Source organism: Streptomyces boetiae (genome assembly GCF_031845405.1).
Lineage (GTDB): Bacteria > Actinomycetota > Actinomycetes > Streptomycetales > Streptomycetaceae > Streptomyces > Streptomyces boetiae.
This window is the reverse complement of sequence record NZ_JAVREN010000039.1, coordinates 1-15,728: the sequence shown is the minus strand read 5'-3', so window position 1 is coordinate 15,728 and position 15,728 is coordinate 1. Positions and strand designations below refer to the sequence as shown.

Genomic DNA, 15,728 nt, shown 5'->3' with positions numbered 1-15,728 from the left:
AGGAGGCAGGCGTGGCACGTTCCATCCGCATGCTCTACCGGGGCCGGCAAGGCCGGTCGCGGCACAACGTCAACTGGGATGCCATCGCGCAGGAGTCGGCCGTGGTGCTCACGGCCGCCCAGTGGCGGTTCTCGGGCGGCATCTTCGGGACCGAGGGGCGGCCCGTCCTCGGGGAGCCGGGGCAGGAGCCGAACGTCTACGTGACGAACGTCGGCCCGCACGGGCGGCCGGGCGGCGAGGCCGGGGGCGTGGAGTTCCTGCTGCACGCCGAGTCGAACGCGCCCATCGACGTGGTGGTCACCATCACCGCGCTCGACCCGGTGGAGAGCGTCACGCTGGTGGAGTGAGGCCGGGACCGGCCGAGGTGGCGCGGACGCGCAGTCCCGTGGTCAGGGTGACGGTGGCCGGGGCGCGGCCGGGGTGGGTCAGGCGCTGGGCGAGGAGTTCGGCGGCGGTGCGGCCGAGGTCGTAGGTGGGCTGAACGACGGTGGTGGGGGCGGGCTCGATCAGGGTGGCCCAGGGGATCTCGTCGAAGCCGACCACGCCCATGCGGGCCGGGACGGGGACGTTCCGGTCGGCGAGGCAGGCCAGGGCGCCGACCGTCATGAGGTTGTTGGCCGCGAACACGGCGTCCGGCGCCGGGTCCTCGTCCAGCAGCGCGTCCATGGCGGCGTACCCGCCGCGTTCGCGGAAGTCGGCGCGGCGGACGAGGCGTTCGTCGGCGGGCAGGCCGGCGGCGGCGAGGGCGGCGCGGTAGCCGGCCAGGCGCTGGTCGGCGGTGGGGATGCCCTCGGGGCCGGTGACGCAGGCGACGCGGCGGTACCCCGCCGCGAGCAGGTGGGCCACGGCCGAGGCGGAGGCGCGTTCGTTGTCCACCAGGACGGTGTCCACGGCCGGGGTGTCCGGGCCCGGCAGCGGGCGGTCGATCGCGACCAGGGGGACGCCGCCCTCGGCCAGCCGGGCGGCGTGCGGGGAGCGGGCGCACGGGGAGAGGACGACGCCGGCCATCCGCTCGGCGAGGACGGCGGAGACGTAGCGGCCCTCCTTGGCGGGGTCCTCGTCGCTGTTGCACAGGACGACGGAGAGCCCGGCGGGGCGGGCCACGTCCTCGATGCCCCGGACCAGGGAGGTGAAGAAGGCGTTGTCGATGTCCGAGATGATCACGGCCCACAGGTCGCTGCGGGTGCGGCGCGCCTGCGGGCGGCGGTGTTGGGGCGGTAGTCCAGGCGGCGCATGGCCTCGCGGACGCGGGCGGCCAGGGCGGGGTCGACGGCGGCGTTGCCGTTGGTGACGCGGGAGACGGTGGCGGGCGAGACGCCGGCGGCGCGGGTCACGTCGTGGATGGTCGTCACCGGCCGTTCACCCCCTCGGTCCGGTGCGCCCTCGCTCCGGTGCGGCCCTTCGTCGTGCCAGGGCGCCTCATCGTGCCAGACGGGGCGGGGGACGTGCGAGGGGGGCGTGGAATCGTTTTCGCGGCGGCTGCCCTCGGCCTTCGCGGCCGGCGAGGGCCCGGACATCTTCCTGGTCAGCCCCGGCGACTTCCTGCGCTACTCCAACGGCGGGGTCCTCCAGGACATCACCCCGCACCTGGACCGCGCGGTGATCGAGGACTTCGGCACCGCGCTGGACTCCCGGCGGGTGGACGGGCACGTCTACGCGCTGCCGATGGAGACCGAGCCGCTGGCGATGTTCTACTCCGTGGACGCCTGGGAGCGCGCCGGGCTGTCGGAGGGCGACATCCCGGAGACCTGGGACCGGATGCTCGACGTCGGGGACCGGCTGCGCAGCCGCACCCGCGCCGGGCTGGTCTTCGAGACCCAGCCGGGCTACTTCCAGAACGTCACCTGGTACCCGTGGATGTGGCAGGGCGGCGGCGAGGTGCTGGACCGCCGGGGGAACGTCGCCTTCGACTCGCGCGGCACCCGGCAGGCGCTCCAGCTCTGGCAGGACGCGGTCCGCGAGGGCATCGCCCCCCGGACCTGCCGGCCGCCGGCGACGTGATCAGCGCCTTCCGGGGCGGGAACGTCGCGATCTGGCAGCAGGGCATCTGGCAGGTCTCCAGCTTCGCCGCCTACGCCCCCGACTTCCGCTACGGCCTCTTCCGCCTGCCCACCCCGCCGGGCGGGGAGTACACGACGACGCTGGGCGGCTGGTCGTTCTGCGCCAACGCCCAGGGCCGCAACCCCGAGGCGGCGGCGGAGTTCTGCGCCTGGGCGCTGGGCTCGGCCGAGCAGGACTCGGTCGACCGGATGGTCGCCTGGTGCACCGAGGCCAAGTCCGACATCGCGCCGCGCGCCACCGCGCTGGAGCTGGGCTCCGAGCGGGGCGGCTACGACTTCTGGGCGATGCGGCGGTTCCGTGACGAGATCGCCCCGGCAGGGCGTTCCGAGCCGCGCTATCCGCCGGTCGTCTACAAGGCGATCTCCGACGCCATCCAGGGCGTCATGCTCGCCGGCCATGGCGTGGAGAGCGCGACCGAGCGCGCCGCGCAGTCCATCGACGCCTACATCCGCAGCTACGAGGGGGCGAGTCTTCGCCTGGCCGCTGGTGGCCACCAACGACGAGGACCTGACCGTGGTCCAGCTCGGCATCTCGTCCTTCATGACGCAGTACGGCTCGAACTGGAACTACATCCTGGCCGCGGCCACCGTCGCCGCCATCCCGACGCTGGCCCTCTTCTTCGTCTTCCAGCGGCAGATCGTCGAGTCCGTCAAGACGTCCGGCCTCAAGTAGAGGTCCCGGACCCCCACGCAACGCAAGGAGCGAACCTCCCATGGCACGCATCGGCCTGCTGCCCCTCTCCGACGGCCGCGACTTCGTCCACCGGGACGTGACCGGCCACATCGCCCGCGCCGCCGGCGAGCTGGCCGGGATGCCGCGCGAGGCCGGGCACGAGGTGATCGTCGCCCCCGAGCAGGTCAGCAGCAACGCCCTGGCCACCGGCCAGGCCCGCTGGCTCGCGGACCGGCACGTGGACGTGACGATCCTGCACCACTCGGTGTGGACCTTCCCGCACTTCACCATGCTGGCCGCGGACGCCACCCCGGGGCCGCTGCTCCTGGTGGCCAGCATCGACCCGCAGTTCCCCGGCATGGTCGGCATGCTCGCCGGGCGGCGGCCTGGACCAGATAGGCCGCGTCCACGGCCGGGCCTGGGGCGACCTGGCGGACCCGGCCGTCCGCGCGCGCATCCTCGCCCAGGTCCGGGCCGGGGCCGCCGTCAGCCGCCTGCGCGGCTCCACATTCGGCCGGATCGGCGGCCGGCCCATGGGCATGTACACGGCCGTGGCCAACACCGACCAGTGGATGCGGCAGTTCGGCGTGGACGTCGAGGAGATCGACCAGTGGGAGATCGTCCGGCGCAGCGCGAACGCCGACCCGGCGCGGGTCTCGGCCGCCCGCGCCTGGCTGGAGAAGCACGCCGGGGGCGTGCACTACGACGGCGACCGGCTCACCCCCGAGCTGCTGGAGCGGCAGATCCGCGCCTACTACGCGATGCGCGAGCTGATCGAGGAGTGGAACCTCGACTTCTCCGGGATCAAGGGCCAGCCGGAGCTGACCACCCACTTCTGCACGATGGACGTGGCCGAGGCGTTCCTCAACGACCCCTACGACTGGGAGGGGCCGAAGGAGACGCACGTGACCGCCACGGAGGCGGACATGGACGGCGCGCTGACCATGCAGATCCTCAAGCTGCTCAGCGGCGACCCGGTGCTCTTCGCCGACGTGCGGCACTACCACGCCGACAAGAACGTGTGGGACCTGTGCAACTCGGGCCAGCACGCGACGTGGTACGCGGCCCGCTCGGACGACCCGGCGCACAACCTCTCCCGCGTGCACTTCCACCCGGAGGTGTTCTACTTCCCGGCCGGGGGAGCCTCCGTGCAGCACGTGGCGGCCCCGGGCGGGCACACCTTCGCCCGGCTGACGCGGGAGGACGGGCAGTACCGGATGCACGTGATGCGCGGCGCGTTCGAGAGCTGGGACGAGGAGACCAACGAGCGGATGATGCGCGCCTCCACCTACGAGTGGCCGCACGCGTTCACCCGGCTCGACGCCCCGGCGGACGAGTTCCTGGGCCGCTTCGGCTCCAATCACATCCACGCCGTGCCCGGCGACCGCGTCGAGGAGCTGCGCGCGGTGTGCCGCCTGCTCGGCATCCGCTACGACGGGTTCGGCTCCGCCGCCTGACCCCGGCCGTTCACCCCTCTCCCCTCGGGACCGCGACCATGACCCTGCTCCTCGGCATCGACATCGGCACCTCCTCCTCCAAGGGCGTCCTGGCACGCCCCGACGGAACGCTCGTGGCACGGGCGGCCCGCGAGCACGCCACCGCCACGCCGCGCCCCGGCTGGGTGGAGCACGACGCCGAGGCCGTGTGGTGGGCCGACTTCGCGGCCCTGACCGCCGAGCTGCTGGCCGCGGCCCCGGCCGGGGAGCGGGTGGCGGCCGTGGGGGTCAGCGGCATCGGGCCGTGCCTGCTGCCCGTGGACGCGGACGGCCGCCCGCTGCGCCCGGCCGTCCTCTACGGCGTGGACACCCGCGCCGGGCGGCAGATCGCCGCCCAGCGGCACCGCTTCGGGGAGGAGCGGGTGCTGGCCCGCGCCGGGTCGCCGCTGACCAGCCAGGCCGTGGGGCCGAAGCTGGCGTGGCTGCGGGAGGAGGAGCCGGCGGTGTGGGCGCGCACCCGCCGCTGGATGATGGCCGGCTCCTACCTCGTGCACCGGCTGACCGGGGCCTACGTCCTCGACCACCACTCGGCCAGCCAGTGCGACCCGCTGTACGACCTGCGCGGCGGCGGGTGGATCGAGGAGTGGTGCGAGGAGGTCGCCCCGGGCCTGGAGTGGCCGCGCCTGCTGTGGCCCTCGGAGGTCGCGGGCGAGATCACCCCGGCCGCGGCGGCCGAGACCGGCCTGCCGCCGGGAACGCCCGTGGTCGCGGGCACCATCGACGCCTGGGCGGAGGCCACGGCGGTCGGGGTGACCTCGCCGGGCGACCTGATGCTGATGTACGGCACCACGATGTTCCTGGTCAACGTCGTGGAGGCGCCCGTGCCCAGCCGCGAGCTGTGGTCCACGCGCGGCGCGTTCCCGGGGACGTTCTCGCTGGCCGCCGGGATGGCCACCTCCGGAGCCGTGACGGGCTGGCTGCGGGACGTCACGGGAACGCCCTACGGAACGCTGGTGGAGGAGGCCGCGGCCGTCGCCCCGGGCGCGGAGGGGCTGGTGATGCTCCCCTATTTCGCGGGCGAGCGCACGCCGCTGTTCGACCCCGACGCGCGGGGCCTGATCCACGGCCTCACGCTGCGGCACGGCCGCGGGCACCTCTACCGGGCCGCGCTGGAGGGGACGGCCTTCGGCGTGCGGCACAACCTGGAGGCGATGGCGCGGGCGGGCGGCGAGGCCCGGCGGCTGGTCGCGGTGGGCGGCGGGGCGCGGGAGCTGTGGACGCGGATCGTCTCGGACGTGACCGGCCGCCCGCAGCAGGTGCCGCGGCACACCATCGGCGCGGCCTACGGGGACGCCTTCCTCGCGGCGGTGGGCACGGGCCGGGCGCGGGCCGGGGACATCGCCTCCTGGAACCCGGTCCGGGAGACCGTGGAGCCCGACCCGTCGCTGGGCGGGGTCTACGAGGAGCTGTACGGGCTGTACCGGGAGCTGTACCCGGCCACGCGGGCCGCGGCGAACGTGCTGGCGGCCCGGCAGCGCGCGGACGCGGAGCGCGCCGGATCGACTACGCACGGTGCGGCGGGGGCGGCCGGGCTGTGAGGCGGGGCACGTGAGGGCTCTCACCTACGAACGGGATTAGGAGCGGGGCGCGGTCGGCGGGCCCGCCGGGGCGGCCGGGCCGGGCCCTTCGGCGGGCCTCCCGGCTACGGGGCCCGCTCGTAGGTCCCGCCCTTGGAGCGCCGGGAATCACCCGCTAACAATGGGCGTCGCCGCAGTCGCGGCACTTCTCCCGTTTGCGAGTGATTGAACGAGGTACGTCCCGCATGCCCGTGATCAGCACCCTTGGCCCTCGTCCCACCCGGACCCGCAGGGCCGCTCTCGGCGTCGCCGCCCTCGGAGCCGCGGCGCTGGCCGCCGCACTGGCCCCCGGCAGCGCCCAGGCCGCGACGGCCGGGCCGGCAGCCCCCGCGCGGGTCGCCGAGCCGACCGCCTCGCCGGTGGCGTTCACCCTCGACGCCCAGGGCGGGGTCGCCCACGCCATCCCCGACGGCCTCGGCGGCAAGCCGTTCCTCCTCACCGAGGAGACGGACGAGGAGTCCGATACGGATACCGGCGAGGCCGGGTCCGAGAAGTCCGAGACGGAGGCGGAACCCGCCGAGGACGAGGAGTCCGGGGCGGAGGCCGCCGAGGAGTCCGCGGAGGAGGGCGACGAGGCCCTGGCGCCCGAGAAGCCGGAGGAGGAGGCCGCCGAGGAGGAGCCGGAGTACCCGGACAACCTCGACGGCTGGATCCGCGAGGCCATGGCCGTCATGGACGAGCACGGGATACCCGGCTCCTACGAGGGCATCCACCGCAACATCATCCGCGAGTCCAGCGGCGACCCCCAGGCGATCAACCTGTGGGACATCAACGCCCAGAACGGCATCCCCTCCAAGGGGCTGCTCCAGGTCATCGACCCGACCTTCGCGGCCTACCACGTCGAGGGGACGAAGTACGACCCCTACGACCCGGTGGCGAACATCGTCGCCGCCTGCAACTACGCGGCCGACCGGTACGGCTCGATGGACAACGTGTGGGGTGCCTACTGATCCGGGCCTGACGGCCCGGCCGTGACGGCCCGGTGGTGAACGCCCGCGGCGCGGCTCTCGCGCCGCCCGCGGGCCGCCCCGACCCCCTCATCCGCGCCCGGGCGGCCCCGGAGTTTCGCTCCGCGGCTGCCCGGGCGTTCGGCGTTCCGGCCGGCGTTCCGGCCCGGTCCGGCCCCAGGCCGGTGTTCAGGCCGGCGTTCCCGGTGGCGCTCCGCCGGGCGTTCCCCCGGGCGTGGGGGACAGCGTGGCCGGGACGGCCAGGGTCAGGCGGTATCCGCCGGCCTGGGGGCCGGACTCCAGGGTGCCGCCGAGGAGTTGGGCGCGCTGCCGCAGCCCGACCAGGCCGACGCGGGCGCTGGGCAGCACGAGCGTGGGCCGGGTGGGGGCGGTGTTGGTGACCGTGACGCGGACGGTGCCGTCCGCCGTCCCGACCCGGACGGCGGCGCGGGCGCCCGGCGCGTGCTTGCGGACGTTCGTCAGCGCCTCCTGCACCGTGCGGTACACCGCCCGCTGCACCGGGGCCGGGAGCCCGGCGCCCGGCGGGTCGCCGGGCAGGTCCACCTCAAGGGCGGCGTCGATGCCGCAGTCGGCCACGAGCTGGGGCAGCCCGGCGAGCGTCGGCTGCGGCGTCAGCTCGGGCGGCGGGCCGTGCCCCTCCCCCGCCTCTCCCGAACGCAGCACGCCGACCATGTGCCGCAGCTCCTCCAGGGTCCGCACGCTCAGGCGGCGGATCGTGCGCGCCGCCTCGCGGGTCTCCGCGTCGTCCGTGCTGACCTGGAGCGCGCCGGAGCGCACCGCGATGAGGCTGACCTGGTGCGAGACCACGTCGTGCATCTCCCGCGCCAGGCGGGCGCGTTCCTCCGCCAGCACCCGCTGGGACAGCAGGCGCCGCTCCTGCGCCCGTGCCTCGGTGACCTCCTCCAGCCGCAGCGCGAGGTCGCGTCGTGCCTGCACCATCAGCCCGAGGGAGAGCGGCGCGGCGGCCAGCCCCAGCGAATAGCCCACGTCCGCGGCGGTCGTCCAGTCGCCGGGGTCGGGGGGCAGCGGCCAGGGCAGCGCGTAGCAGGCGGCGTAGGCGGCGGTCGCCAGGGCCAGGACGACGCGGCCCCGGGTGAGGGAGGCGAGGGTGTAAAGCGCGAAGAGCCCCGCCATCACCGCGTAGGACATCAGGGTGGAGGGGAGCGTCAGGGCGAAGACGAGGCGCGGCAGGCGGCGGCGCAGCGGGATGGCCGCGGCGGCGAGCAGGGCCCAGGCCATCGGCCGGGGCTCCTCGGTCCACGCGGTGACCCGCACGTCCGCCAGGACCAGCGCCACGACGATCGCGTCCACCACCGGCTGGGGAACGCGGCGGGTCCAGGGGCGTGCGGTCCCGGCGGCGCCGGCCGCTCGGCCGCCCTCGCCCGCGTCGCCCGTCTCGCCCGGCGGGGCGGCGCTCACGGGGTCCTCCCGGGCGGGCGCAGCAGGCCGCCGCGTTCCGCGAGGAGGGCCGCCTGCACGCGGGTGCCGACCTCCAGCTTGGCCAGGATCGCGCTGACGTGGTCCTTCACCGTGCCGGGGCTCAGGTGCAGGCGGGCGCCGATGTCGGCGTTGGACAGCCCCTCGGCGACGCGCACCAGGACCGCGCGCTCCCGCTCGGTCAGCCGGGCCAGCCGGCGCGCGGCGGGCGCGTCCTCGGCGCCGCCCAGGTAGCCGGCGACGACCGTCCTGGTCACCTGCGGGGAGAGCACCGCGTCGCCCTCCGCCAACGTCCGGAGCAGGTGCGGGAGTTGCTCGGGATCAGTGTCCTTCAGCAGGAAGCCGGAGGCGCCCGAGCGCAGCGCGGCGGCGATGTGGGCGTCGGTGTCGAAGGTGGTCAGCATCGCCACCACCGGCGGGTCGGGCAGCGCTCTGATCCCGGCGAGTACGGTCAGGCCGTCCACGTCGGGCATCCGGATGTCCAGCAGCACCACGTCGGGTCTGGCGTCCCGGACGGTGGCGACCGCCCGGCCGCCGGGCACGGCGGCCACCACCTCGATGCCCTGTGCCGCGTTGAGTATGTGCTGGAAGCCGGTGCGGACCAGTGCCTCGTCGTCCACCACCACTACCCGGATCACCCGTGCCCCACCCGGTCCCCGCTCGCCGTGCCGTCCCCGCGCCGCGGCGTTCCGGCGGCCCTTGCCGCGGGCGTTCCCACGCCCCTGCGGGCGGCCGTTCCGGGGGCCGAATCGCCGACCGGCGGGGGACATCCCCGCCGGTCGGCGGGGTGCAGGTGGAAGTCTGCCGGATGGGCGGCGGCCCGCGCAGCCCGGAATCTGGAGCCATGACCCAGCACGCCGCGGCGGGTGCCGCGCAGCACCGGGGAGAGCCTCTCCGGCAGCCCTCTTCCGGCGGTTCCGTCATGCCGCCGGAGGACGCTCCCGCGCGCGGGGCCGGGCCGGATGCCGCAGGGGCGGGCGTGTCGGGGGGCATGCCCGCCCCCGGGCCCGGAACGGCCCGGCTGGCCGGGCTCGATCTGGCGCGGGGGCTCGCGGTGTTCGGGATGTACGCGGCGCACGTGGGGCCGATGCCGGACGAGACGGGCGGGGTCACGGGCTTCGTGATGGAGCTGGCACACGGGCGTTCCTCGGCGCTGTTCGCGGTGCTGGCGGGCGTCACGCTGGTGCTGCTGGCGGGCGGGGCGCGGGTCCCGGGGCGGCGTCCCGGCCGGGCCGCGCTGATCCGGATCGCCGTCCGCGCGGTCATCCTCCTCGCCCTGGGCACCGCGCTGACCGCCTCCAGCACGCCCGTGGTGGTGATCCTCGCCTACTACGGCCTGTACTTCCTTCTGGCGTTGCCGCTGCTGCGGCTGGGGGCGGGGGCCCTGGCGCTGCTCGCCGCCGCCGGGGCGCTGGCCGGGCCGCCGCTGCTGATGGTGCTCAGCCGGGCGGCGTACGACGCCGACGGGGACTACCGGGGCTGGTGGGGGACGTTCGCCTCGTTCGACCCGCTGTACCGCTGGAGCGGGGACGGGCTGCTGGAGCTGCTGATCACCGGCGACTATCCCGCGCTGACCTGGCTGCCGTTCGTCCTTCTGGGCATGGCCCTGGCGCGGCTCGGCTTCTCCCCCGCGCTGCGCCCGCGGCTGCTGGCCCTGGGCGCGGGGCTGGCGGTGCTGGGCTACGGCGGGTCGTGGCTGGCGTTGCGCCACGCGCCCGGGGTCGCCTCGGCCACCGGCTCGGCGCAGGCGTGGTGGTCGGACTCCGGGGTGAACTGGTCCGGCTACGCCAACGAGCCCGGTTGGCTGCTGGTCGGGGCGCCGCACAGCCAGACGACGTTCTCGGTGGTGGGGAACGCGGGGGTGGCCGTGGCGGTGATCGCCGGGGCGCTGCTGGCGCTGGACCGATGGGCGGCGGCCCGGCGGGTGGCCGCGCCTCTGATCGCCGTGGGGGCGATGTCGCTGACCGCGTACGGGCTGCACGTCCTGCTGATCGCGGTGCTCGGTCTTGAGGAGCTGGACGGCTATCCGCTGCGCGTGCTGCTTGCGTTCGTGGCGGTGGCCTGCGGGTTCGCGCTGCTGTGGCGGCGGCGCTTCCGGCGGGGGCCGCTGGAGTACCTGATGCACCGGGCGACGGCGGCCGTGGGCTCCGGGGCGCGGCGGGGGGCCGCGCTCCCCGCCGGGCCGCCCGGCTGTTGAGCATTGCTCAGCAGCGTGGGTAGGGTGGGGCAGCCGCCTGGGAGGGAAGCCATGCCCGTCATCCACCTCGTCCGCCACGGCCAGGCGTCCTTCGGCGCCGCGGACTACGACGTGCTCTCCGACCCCGGGCGCGAGCAGGCGACGGCCGTGGGCGCCGAGCTGGGGCGGCGCGGCCTCCGCGACCCGCTGCTGGTCTGCGGGACGCTGCGGCGGCAGCGGGACACGGCCGAGCTGCTGGCCAAGGCCGCCGGGTTCGCGGGGCCGGCGCGCACCGATGCCCGCTGGGACGAGTACGACCACCTGCGGCTGCTCACCGCGTACGCCGCCACAGCCCTGGACGCCGAGCCTCCCGAGTCCGGTCCGGGGCTCGCGGCGGCGAACCGGTCGTTGCAGACCGCGCTGGACGCCGCCCTCGGCGCGTGGGTCGCGGAGGCCGCGCCCGGCCCGGAGGGCTGGCCCGCCTTCTCGGGGGCGGCCCTCGCGGCGCTGCGCGAGCTCTCGGAGGGTCTGGGCGCGGGGCGCGACGCGGTGGTGGTCACCTCGGCGGGCGTGGTGGCCGCGCTCTGCTCGGGCCTGCTGGGCGCCGGCCCGTCGGGCGTCGTCGCCCTCAACCGCGTGGCGGCGAACGCCGGGATCACCACGGTCACCTCCGGGCGTTCCGGCCTGTCGCTGCTGGCGTTCAACGACCACGCGCACTTCGCGGGGGAACGGCGGCCCCTTCTCACGTATCGCTGACGGCTTCCCTCTTCTGCCCGCTTTTGCGGTCTTCGCCGGGTGCTGCGACCGTGGATCGGAGCGCTTGTCCCCTGCGGGGCCGTTCCCTGCGGGGCGCCGGCGCCCGAGCCGAGGAGGACCGTCATGCCCGAACGCCAGCAGCAGCGCCCGCCGGGAACGACCGCCGCGATGCGGCCGGTGCCCGACCACGGCGAGGAGAGCTACACCGGCTCCGGCCGCCTGGCCGGCAAGGCCGCGGTCGTCACCGGCGGCGACAGCGGCATCGGCCGTGCGGTGGCCATCGCCTTCGCCCGCGAGGGCGCGGACGTGCTCATCTCCTACCTGGACGAGGAGGAGGACGCCCAGGAGACGGCCCACTGGGTCTCCGAGGCCGGCCGGAAGGCCGTCCCCGTGTCCGGCGACCTCACGGACCCCGCGCACTGCCGCGAGGTGATCGACCGGGCGGTGGGCGAGTTCGGCCACCTCGACGTGCTCGTCAACAACGCGGCCATGCAGCGCACTTACGCGAACCTGGAGGACATCCCCGACGAGGAGTGGGACCGCACGCTGGCCACGAACCTCAGCGCGATGTTCCACCTCTGCAAGGCGGCCCTGCCGCACATGGAGTCCGGCGCCTCCATCATCAACACCACGTCGGTGAACTCCGATACGCCCTCCCCCACGCTCCTGCCCTACGACGTGACCAAGGCAGGCATCGCCAACTTCACCGCCGCACTGGCCCAGTTGATCGGCAGCCGCGGCATCCGCGTCAACAGCGTGGCCCCCGGCCCGGTCTGGACCCCCCTGATCCCCTCCACGATGCCCCCCGAACACATGGAGTCCTTCGGCCGCAACACCCCCCTCGGCCGCCCCGGCCAACCCGCCGAACTGGCCCCGGTCTACGTGATGCTGGCCTCCGACGAATCCAGCTACACCTCCGGCGCGCGCCTGGCGGTGACAGGGGGACGGCCGATTCTCTGAGGTGCCGTTGCGCGGCGCCGCCGCCTAGTCCTCCCTGAGCCGCCACCCTGTCAGCAGTTCCAAGACGGAGGCCGGAACGCCAAGGGCCGTCGCTTCGGCGGCGGCACGCACGAGCAGGTCGGCCGCCCGCAGACCGCGCGGCGCGTTGGCGACCTCCACGCCCGCAGCGCGCAGGACCGCGACGATCCCCGGCCACGAGTAGGTCGCCGCGCCCTCAGTGACCCAGAGCGGTTCGGGAAGACCGCCGCCGCTCTCCGCCAAGTCCGAAAGTTCCTGCGGCGTCCGGTGGGCGCGCTCGGCCGCCTCGGCGAGCGTCACGGCCGCGCCGTTCTCGACCCGGACCGGGTAGAGACCCGGCAGGACCCCCCGCACGGACGCGCTCGCCCGCGCGACGGCCTCCAGCACGGTCGGCGCCTCGACGTTGCAGGCACAGCGACACGGCTCGTCGCCCCCGACGGTGTAGGAGACAGATCCGTCCGCGAACAGCGGATCGTCCGTGACCGCCAGCACCTCGGCGTCGTCGTCTGTGAGCTGCCGGTTGAGGACCAGCGTGAATTCCCAGTCGGTCATGTCGTCCCGTTATCGTCTCAGTGGCCCTTGTGCCGGTTGATGAACTCACGAATCCGCTTGGCCTCAGTCCCCGTGCTCCTAGGCGTCCCCGTGCACCACCTCCTTGGCCTTGCAGCCGCAGCAGATGACCCATCCCCAGCGGTGGCCGTCCTTGCAGTACTCGACGGCCAGGCCGGCGTTGCGCGCTTCGTCCAGGGCCTTCTGGATGTCCTTCTTCGGATGTCTTCCAGGGGAGATCAAGCGGGGAGCCTATCCGTGGGGCCGAGGCGCCGACGCCGGTGGGATCACGGGGCGACGGGCGGCGTCAAACTCTGGCGCTCGATGGCCTCGAAGATGCCCGCGTCGGTGGCGCGTTGCCAGGCGGGGAGGTCGTCCCAGTCGGCGGTGTAGCTGGGCTTGGGGGCCTCGAAGTGCTTGTGGATCTGGGCGATCCAGCACAGGGCGACGAAGCGGCCCCTCTGCTCGCGGCTGAGGCGGGTCGTCGCGCCGTCGGAGGCCGTGACGAACGCGGCGATCTGCTGCTCGACGGCGGCAGCGGCCCGGCGTTCCCAGTCCGGGGTGTCCTCCTACGGCGCGACGTACCCGGGCTTGGGCTCGCCGGGGAAGTGGGTGCGGACTCCGGCGATCCACGCTTCACGGAAGGTACGGCCGGGTTCGATGGGCGGCATGCGGGGCGTCTCCTCAGGCGGCGGCACGGAAGAACAGGAGGTCGTTGACCTGGCCGTTGACTGTACGTCACGAAGCGACCGCTCCGGGAGACGAGCGATCGGTCCTACCGAGCGAGGGCTACGGCAGGTACGTGCGCTGCCAGTCGGTGGAGGACATGGTCTCGGCGGCGTCCGCGAGGGCTCGGGCCGAGGGTGTGCGGAGCTTGGTGCGGGTGGTGTCGACCCACTCGCGGGCGTTGGGGTAGCCCTGTTCGAGGTATTCGAGGGCCTGGATCACGCACTCCAGCTTGTCGGCGTCGTGGGCCACGCGGACCTCCAGGGAGTCGCCGGTCTCGTACTCGGCGACGAGTGCCTGGATGCCGGCGACGACGGCGGGGTGGGCGTCGGCCAGTTGGTCGGCGGTGACGTCCTCGTTGCGGGCCGCCTTCAGGTAGCGGCGGCCGATCCAGGGGATGTCGCCGACGCGCGTCTCCTGCGTGTCGTGGAAGGTGCACAGCAGCGCGACCTTCGCCGGGTCGGCCCCCTCCATCAACGCCAGCACCGCCCCGATCGCGGCGGTCCTGAAGCTGTGCTCGGCGATCGTCTCCGGGTCCTTGACCCCGACGATCCACCAGCCGCTGCGCTTGGCCCGCTTCAGCACGCCCAGCTCCCGCAAATACCCGGCGGTGCCCCGGGCGTGCCCGTCCTCGTCATCCATACGGCACCCCTTCTAAAGGCCGAGCGAGGCACGCCGGGTAGGCGATGCCACGGCGCAACCGGCGGGCTGAGTGACAGGTTCGATGGGCGACATGCGGGGCGGGGCTCCTCAGGCGGCGGCGTGGGTCAGGAGGTCGTTGACCTGGCGGTTGTCGCGGTGGGGCTCGAAGTCGGTGAGCAGGGCGCGCAGGAGGGCGTCGGTGCGGGGCGAGGCGGTGCCGCGGGACAGCTCGAAGGCCCGCAGGGCGGCGGCGGTGGCGCGGTCAAGGTCGCCCGCCGAGAGGTGCGCGCCGGCCAGCCAGCAGGTGTAGAGGGCGAGTTCACGGGCGTGCGTGTCGTCGTAGGGCGCGGTGAGCGCTTCGAGAACAGGCACGGCCCGCTCGGGGCGGCGCAGTTCGGCCCATACCCGGCCGGCCATGATCCGCGACTCGTCGCGGTTGATCCAGTAGACCGAGTCCGGCTCCTCGGCCGCGGCCGGGTCCCGTCGGTCGTGGGCGTCCTCCGAGGTGCCCAACGCCCGCTCTGCCCCCGCCGCGTCGCCCGTGCGCGCGCAGGCCCAGGCCAGGCGGTCCGCGAGGACGACGCGCACGGCCGGGAGCACGTCGGCCGGGGCGTTCGCCAGGGAGGCGCGGGCCATGGCCACCCCCTCGGCCGGGCTGTCGGAGGAAGCGGTCACGTACGAGAGTTCGGAGAGGGCGGTGGCGGCCAGCGGGTGGTTCCCCGCCTGGTTCGCGGCGTTCGCCGCCAGCAGCGACAGACGGCGGGCGTCCTGCGTGCGTTCCGCGTCGAAGGCCGTCCACGCGGCGAACTGGTACAGCTCACCCAGCGTGGAGAGCAGCGCCCGGCCCACCACCTCGGTGTAACTGCCGTTCGTGGCCAGGGCGGAGAGGTGCCCGATCTCGCGGGTCACCATCGGGTACACGCTGGCCCCGCCCGCGTAATCGTCCAGCCGCCTCAGGTCGGCGACGCGTTGGGCGAAACGCGCGACGTCCGCCCGCCCGATCCGCCGCCCTGCCCCGGCGGCCTGCGGCGCGGACACCGCCACTCCGGCCACCGCACCCGCACCGATGAACTGACGTCGATCCACAGGCACCATCCCTTCTTCGGTAGAGGTACCCGCCGGAAGGATGGTGTGACCGCGCCCCTCGTGGAGATCGATGCCGAGCACGCTCTCCAGGTGCCGACGCCACATCCTCGGGCGGCGCTTGCCCTTCTCCCAGCGGTGGACCTGGTTGCGGCCGGGGCCGTCCGCGGGGCGGCAGCCGGCGGATGTGGCCAGCTCGCGGGAGAGCTGGTCCTGGCTGAGCCCCAGCCGCTCGCGCGCTTCCTTGATGCGCTCGCCGTCGTGCATGCGCTTCCACCACCGCTTCCGGCCGACAACGGGACGACACGTGGCCGCCTGGGCGGCCCCTGCCGCCCCTGTGTGCACGATCGTTGACTTTTACGTCACGAGGAAGGCGAGTGCGAGGCGGAACGGAAATGACGGAATCTTCGGTCGAATGGCCGACGTGGCTCGCGTCCATCCAGCGCGGTGTGGAAACGCTGCCCTGTGGGCGGTGGTTCGATGCGGTGCGGGTGCTCGCGGTGGACGGGGAGCGGGCGTTGGCGGAGTTGGGGTTGGTGTCGGCGGGGGTGGTGGAGGACCAGGGGGCGGGGACCTTGTGCTGGCTGGTTCCGGTGGGGGTCGTGGG

17 protein-coding genes and 3 pseudogenes are annotated in these 15,728 nt (G+C 74.5%); 11 read left to right on the top strand and 9 right to left on the bottom strand.

Going from position 1 to position 15,728, the window contains the following annotated elements; translation table 11 throughout:
* The first annotated feature begins 11 nt into the window (after nucleotides 1–11).
* The gene (locus tag RM780_RS21465) at nucleotides 12–347 is read left to right on the top strand and encodes a hypothetical protein (protein WP_311632497.1); all 336 of its coding nucleotides are present in this window, start codon (nucleotides 12–14) and stop codon (nucleotides 345–347) included.
* Here the strand turns inward: RM780_RS21465 and RM780_RS21460 are convergent.
* The gene (locus RM780_RS21460; protein WP_311632467.1) at nucleotides 331–1,164 is read right to left on the bottom strand and encodes a substrate-binding domain-containing protein; all 834 of its coding nucleotides are present in this window, start codon (nucleotides 1,162–1,164) and stop codon (nucleotides 331–333) included. The two genes, RM780_RS21465 and RM780_RS21460, sit on opposite strands and share 17 nt — an antisense overlap.
* Nucleotides 1,161–1,352, bottom strand: a complete 192-nt coding sequence (locus RM780_RS21455; RefSeq protein WP_311632465.1) for a LacI family DNA-binding transcriptional regulator — start codon at nucleotides 1,350–1,352, stop codon at nucleotides 1,161–1,163. The genes RM780_RS21460 and RM780_RS21455 overlap by 4 nt, the downstream gene beginning before the upstream one ends.
* Before the next feature lie 106 nt (nucleotides 1,353–1,458).
* Between RM780_RS21455 and RM780_RS21450 the strand changes: the two genes are divergently transcribed.
* The 6 genes and pseudogenes from RM780_RS21450 (at nucleotide 1,459) to RM780_RS21425 (ending at nucleotide 6,756) form a co-directional block, all read left to right on the top strand.
* A complete protein-coding gene (locus RM780_RS21450) occupies nucleotides 1,459–2,001 on the top strand; it encodes an ABC transporter substrate-binding protein (RefSeq protein WP_311632463.1) in 543 nt (180 codons plus the stop codon).
* A complete protein-coding gene (locus tag RM780_RS21445) occupies nucleotides 1,998–2,834 on the top strand; it encodes a type 2 periplasmic-binding domain-containing protein (protein WP_311632462.1) in 837 nt (278 codons plus the stop codon). The genes RM780_RS21450 and RM780_RS21445 overlap by 4 nt, the downstream gene beginning before the upstream one ends.
* A pseudogene (locus RM780_RS21440) lies at nucleotides 2,774–3,049 on the top strand (fucose isomerase); the annotation flags it as partial. The gene RM780_RS21445 and the pseudogene RM780_RS21440, both read left to right, overlap by 61 nt.
* A gap of 217 nt (nucleotides 3,050–3,266) precedes the next feature.
* On the top strand, nucleotides 3,267–4,190 hold the full coding sequence (locus RM780_RS21435; protein WP_311632461.1) for an L-fucose/L-arabinose isomerase family protein: 924 nt from the start codon (nucleotides 3,267–3,269) through the stop codon (nucleotides 4,188–4,190).
* A 38-nt stretch (nucleotides 4,191–4,228) separates the two neighbouring features.
* Nucleotides 4,229–5,767, top strand: coding sequence for an FGGY-family carbohydrate kinase (locus RM780_RS21430; protein WP_311632495.1), 1,539 nt, complete (start codon nucleotides 4,229–4,231; stop codon nucleotides 5,765–5,767).
* 224 nt (nucleotides 5,768–5,991) lie between these two features.
* On the top strand, nucleotides 5,992–6,756 hold the full coding sequence (locus RM780_RS21425; protein ID WP_311632460.1) for a transglycosylase SLT domain-containing protein: 765 nt from the start codon (nucleotides 5,992–5,994) through the stop codon (nucleotides 6,754–6,756).
* A 186-nt stretch (nucleotides 6,757–6,942) separates the two neighbouring features.
* Here the strand turns inward: RM780_RS21425 and RM780_RS21420 are convergent, their stop codons facing one another.
* Nucleotides 6,943–8,088, bottom strand: coding sequence for a sensor histidine kinase (locus RM780_RS21420; RefSeq protein WP_311632494.1), 1,146 nt, complete (start codon nucleotides 8,086–8,088; stop codon nucleotides 6,943–6,945).
* Nucleotides 8,089–8,189: 101 nt separating this feature from the next.
* Complete coding sequence (locus tag RM780_RS21415; RefSeq protein ID WP_311632459.1) at nucleotides 8,190–8,849, bottom strand: response regulator transcription factor; 660 nt, start codon at nucleotides 8,847–8,849, stop codon at nucleotides 8,190–8,192.
* A 341-nt stretch (nucleotides 8,850–9,190) separates the two neighbouring features.
* On the opposite strand from RM780_RS21415, the gene RM780_RS21410 reads away from it, so the two are divergent.
* From RM780_RS21410 to RM780_RS21400, 3 genes are all read left to right on the top strand, one after another.
* Entirely contained in the window at nucleotides 9,191–10,408 is a 1,218-nt protein-coding gene (locus tag RM780_RS21410) for a DUF418 domain-containing protein (RefSeq protein ID WP_311632458.1), read from the top strand.
* A gap of 51 nt (nucleotides 10,409–10,459) precedes the next feature.
* Entirely contained in the window at nucleotides 10,460–11,143 is a 684-nt protein-coding gene (locus RM780_RS21405) for a histidine phosphatase family protein (protein ID WP_311632457.1), read from the top strand.
* A 123-nt stretch (nucleotides 11,144–11,266) separates the two neighbouring features.
* The gene (locus RM780_RS21400) at nucleotides 11,267–12,103 is read left to right on the top strand and encodes an SDR family oxidoreductase (protein WP_311632456.1); all 837 of its coding nucleotides are present in this window, start codon (nucleotides 11,267–11,269) and stop codon (nucleotides 12,101–12,103) included.
* Between the two features lie 24 nt (nucleotides 12,104–12,127).
* On the opposite strand, the gene RM780_RS21395 is transcribed toward RM780_RS21400, so the two are convergent.
* The 5 genes and pseudogenes from RM780_RS21395 to RM780_RS21375 form a co-directional block, all read right to left on the bottom strand.
* Nucleotides 12,128–12,673 (bottom strand): hypothetical protein, encoded by a 546-nt coding sequence (locus tag RM780_RS21395; protein WP_311632455.1) that lies wholly within the window; start codon nucleotides 12,671–12,673, stop codon nucleotides 12,128–12,130.
* Nucleotides 12,674–12,751: 78 nt separating this feature from the next.
* Nucleotides 12,752–12,913, bottom strand: coding sequence for a hypothetical protein (locus RM780_RS21390; RefSeq protein WP_311632454.1), 162 nt, complete (start codon nucleotides 12,911–12,913; stop codon nucleotides 12,752–12,754).
* 44 nt (nucleotides 12,914–12,957) lie between these two features.
* Nucleotides 12,958–13,341, bottom strand: a pseudogene (locus RM780_RS21385) (hypothetical protein).
* A gap of 118 nt (nucleotides 13,342–13,459) precedes the next feature.
* Nucleotides 13,460–14,038 (bottom strand): HD domain-containing protein, encoded by a 579-nt coding sequence (locus tag RM780_RS21380; RefSeq protein ID WP_311632453.1) that lies wholly within the window; start codon nucleotides 14,036–14,038, stop codon nucleotides 13,460–13,462.
* Nucleotides 14,039–14,146: 108 nt separating this feature from the next.
* Complete coding sequence (locus RM780_RS21375; RefSeq protein WP_311632452.1) at nucleotides 14,147–15,388, bottom strand: helix-turn-helix domain-containing protein; 1,242 nt, start codon at nucleotides 15,386–15,388, stop codon at nucleotides 14,147–14,149.
* A 128-nt stretch (nucleotides 15,389–15,516) separates the two neighbouring features.
* Here RM780_RS21375 and RM780_RS21370 point away from each other — a divergent pair.
* Nucleotides 15,517–15,728, top strand: a pseudogene (locus tag RM780_RS21370) (hypothetical protein); the annotation flags it as partial.

Excerpts from the sequence above, each read along its gene's own strand:
- RM780_RS21375 (WP_311632452.1), bottom strand. The coding sequence starts at position 15,388 with ATGCACGACGGCGAGCGCATCAAGGAAGCGCGCGAGCGGCTGGGGCTC.
- RM780_RS21430 (WP_311632495.1), top strand. The coding sequence starts at position 4,229 with ATGACCCTGCTCCTCGGCATCGACATCGGCACCTCCTCCTCCAAGGGC.
- RM780_RS21425 (WP_311632460.1), top strand. The coding sequence starts at position 5,992 with ATGCCCGTGATCAGCACCCTTGGCCCTCGTCCCACCCGGACCCGCAGG.
- RM780_RS21400 (WP_311632456.1), top strand. The coding sequence starts at position 11,267 with ATGCCCGAACGCCAGCAGCAGCGCCCGCCGGGAACGACCGCCGCGATG.
- RM780_RS21405 (WP_311632457.1), top strand. The coding sequence starts at position 10,460 with ATGCCCGTCATCCACCTCGTCCGCCACGGCCAGGCGTCCTTCGGCGCC.
- RM780_RS21435 (WP_311632461.1), top strand. The coding sequence starts at position 3,267 with ATGGGCATGTACACGGCCGTGGCCAACACCGACCAGTGGATGCGGCAG.
- RM780_RS21395 (WP_311632455.1), bottom strand. The coding sequence starts at position 12,673 with ATGACCGACTGGGAATTCACGCTGGTCCTCAACCGGCAGCTCACAGAC.
- RM780_RS21380 (WP_311632453.1), bottom strand. The coding sequence starts at position 14,038 with ATGGATGACGAGGACGGGCACGCCCGGGGCACCGCCGGGTATTTGCGG.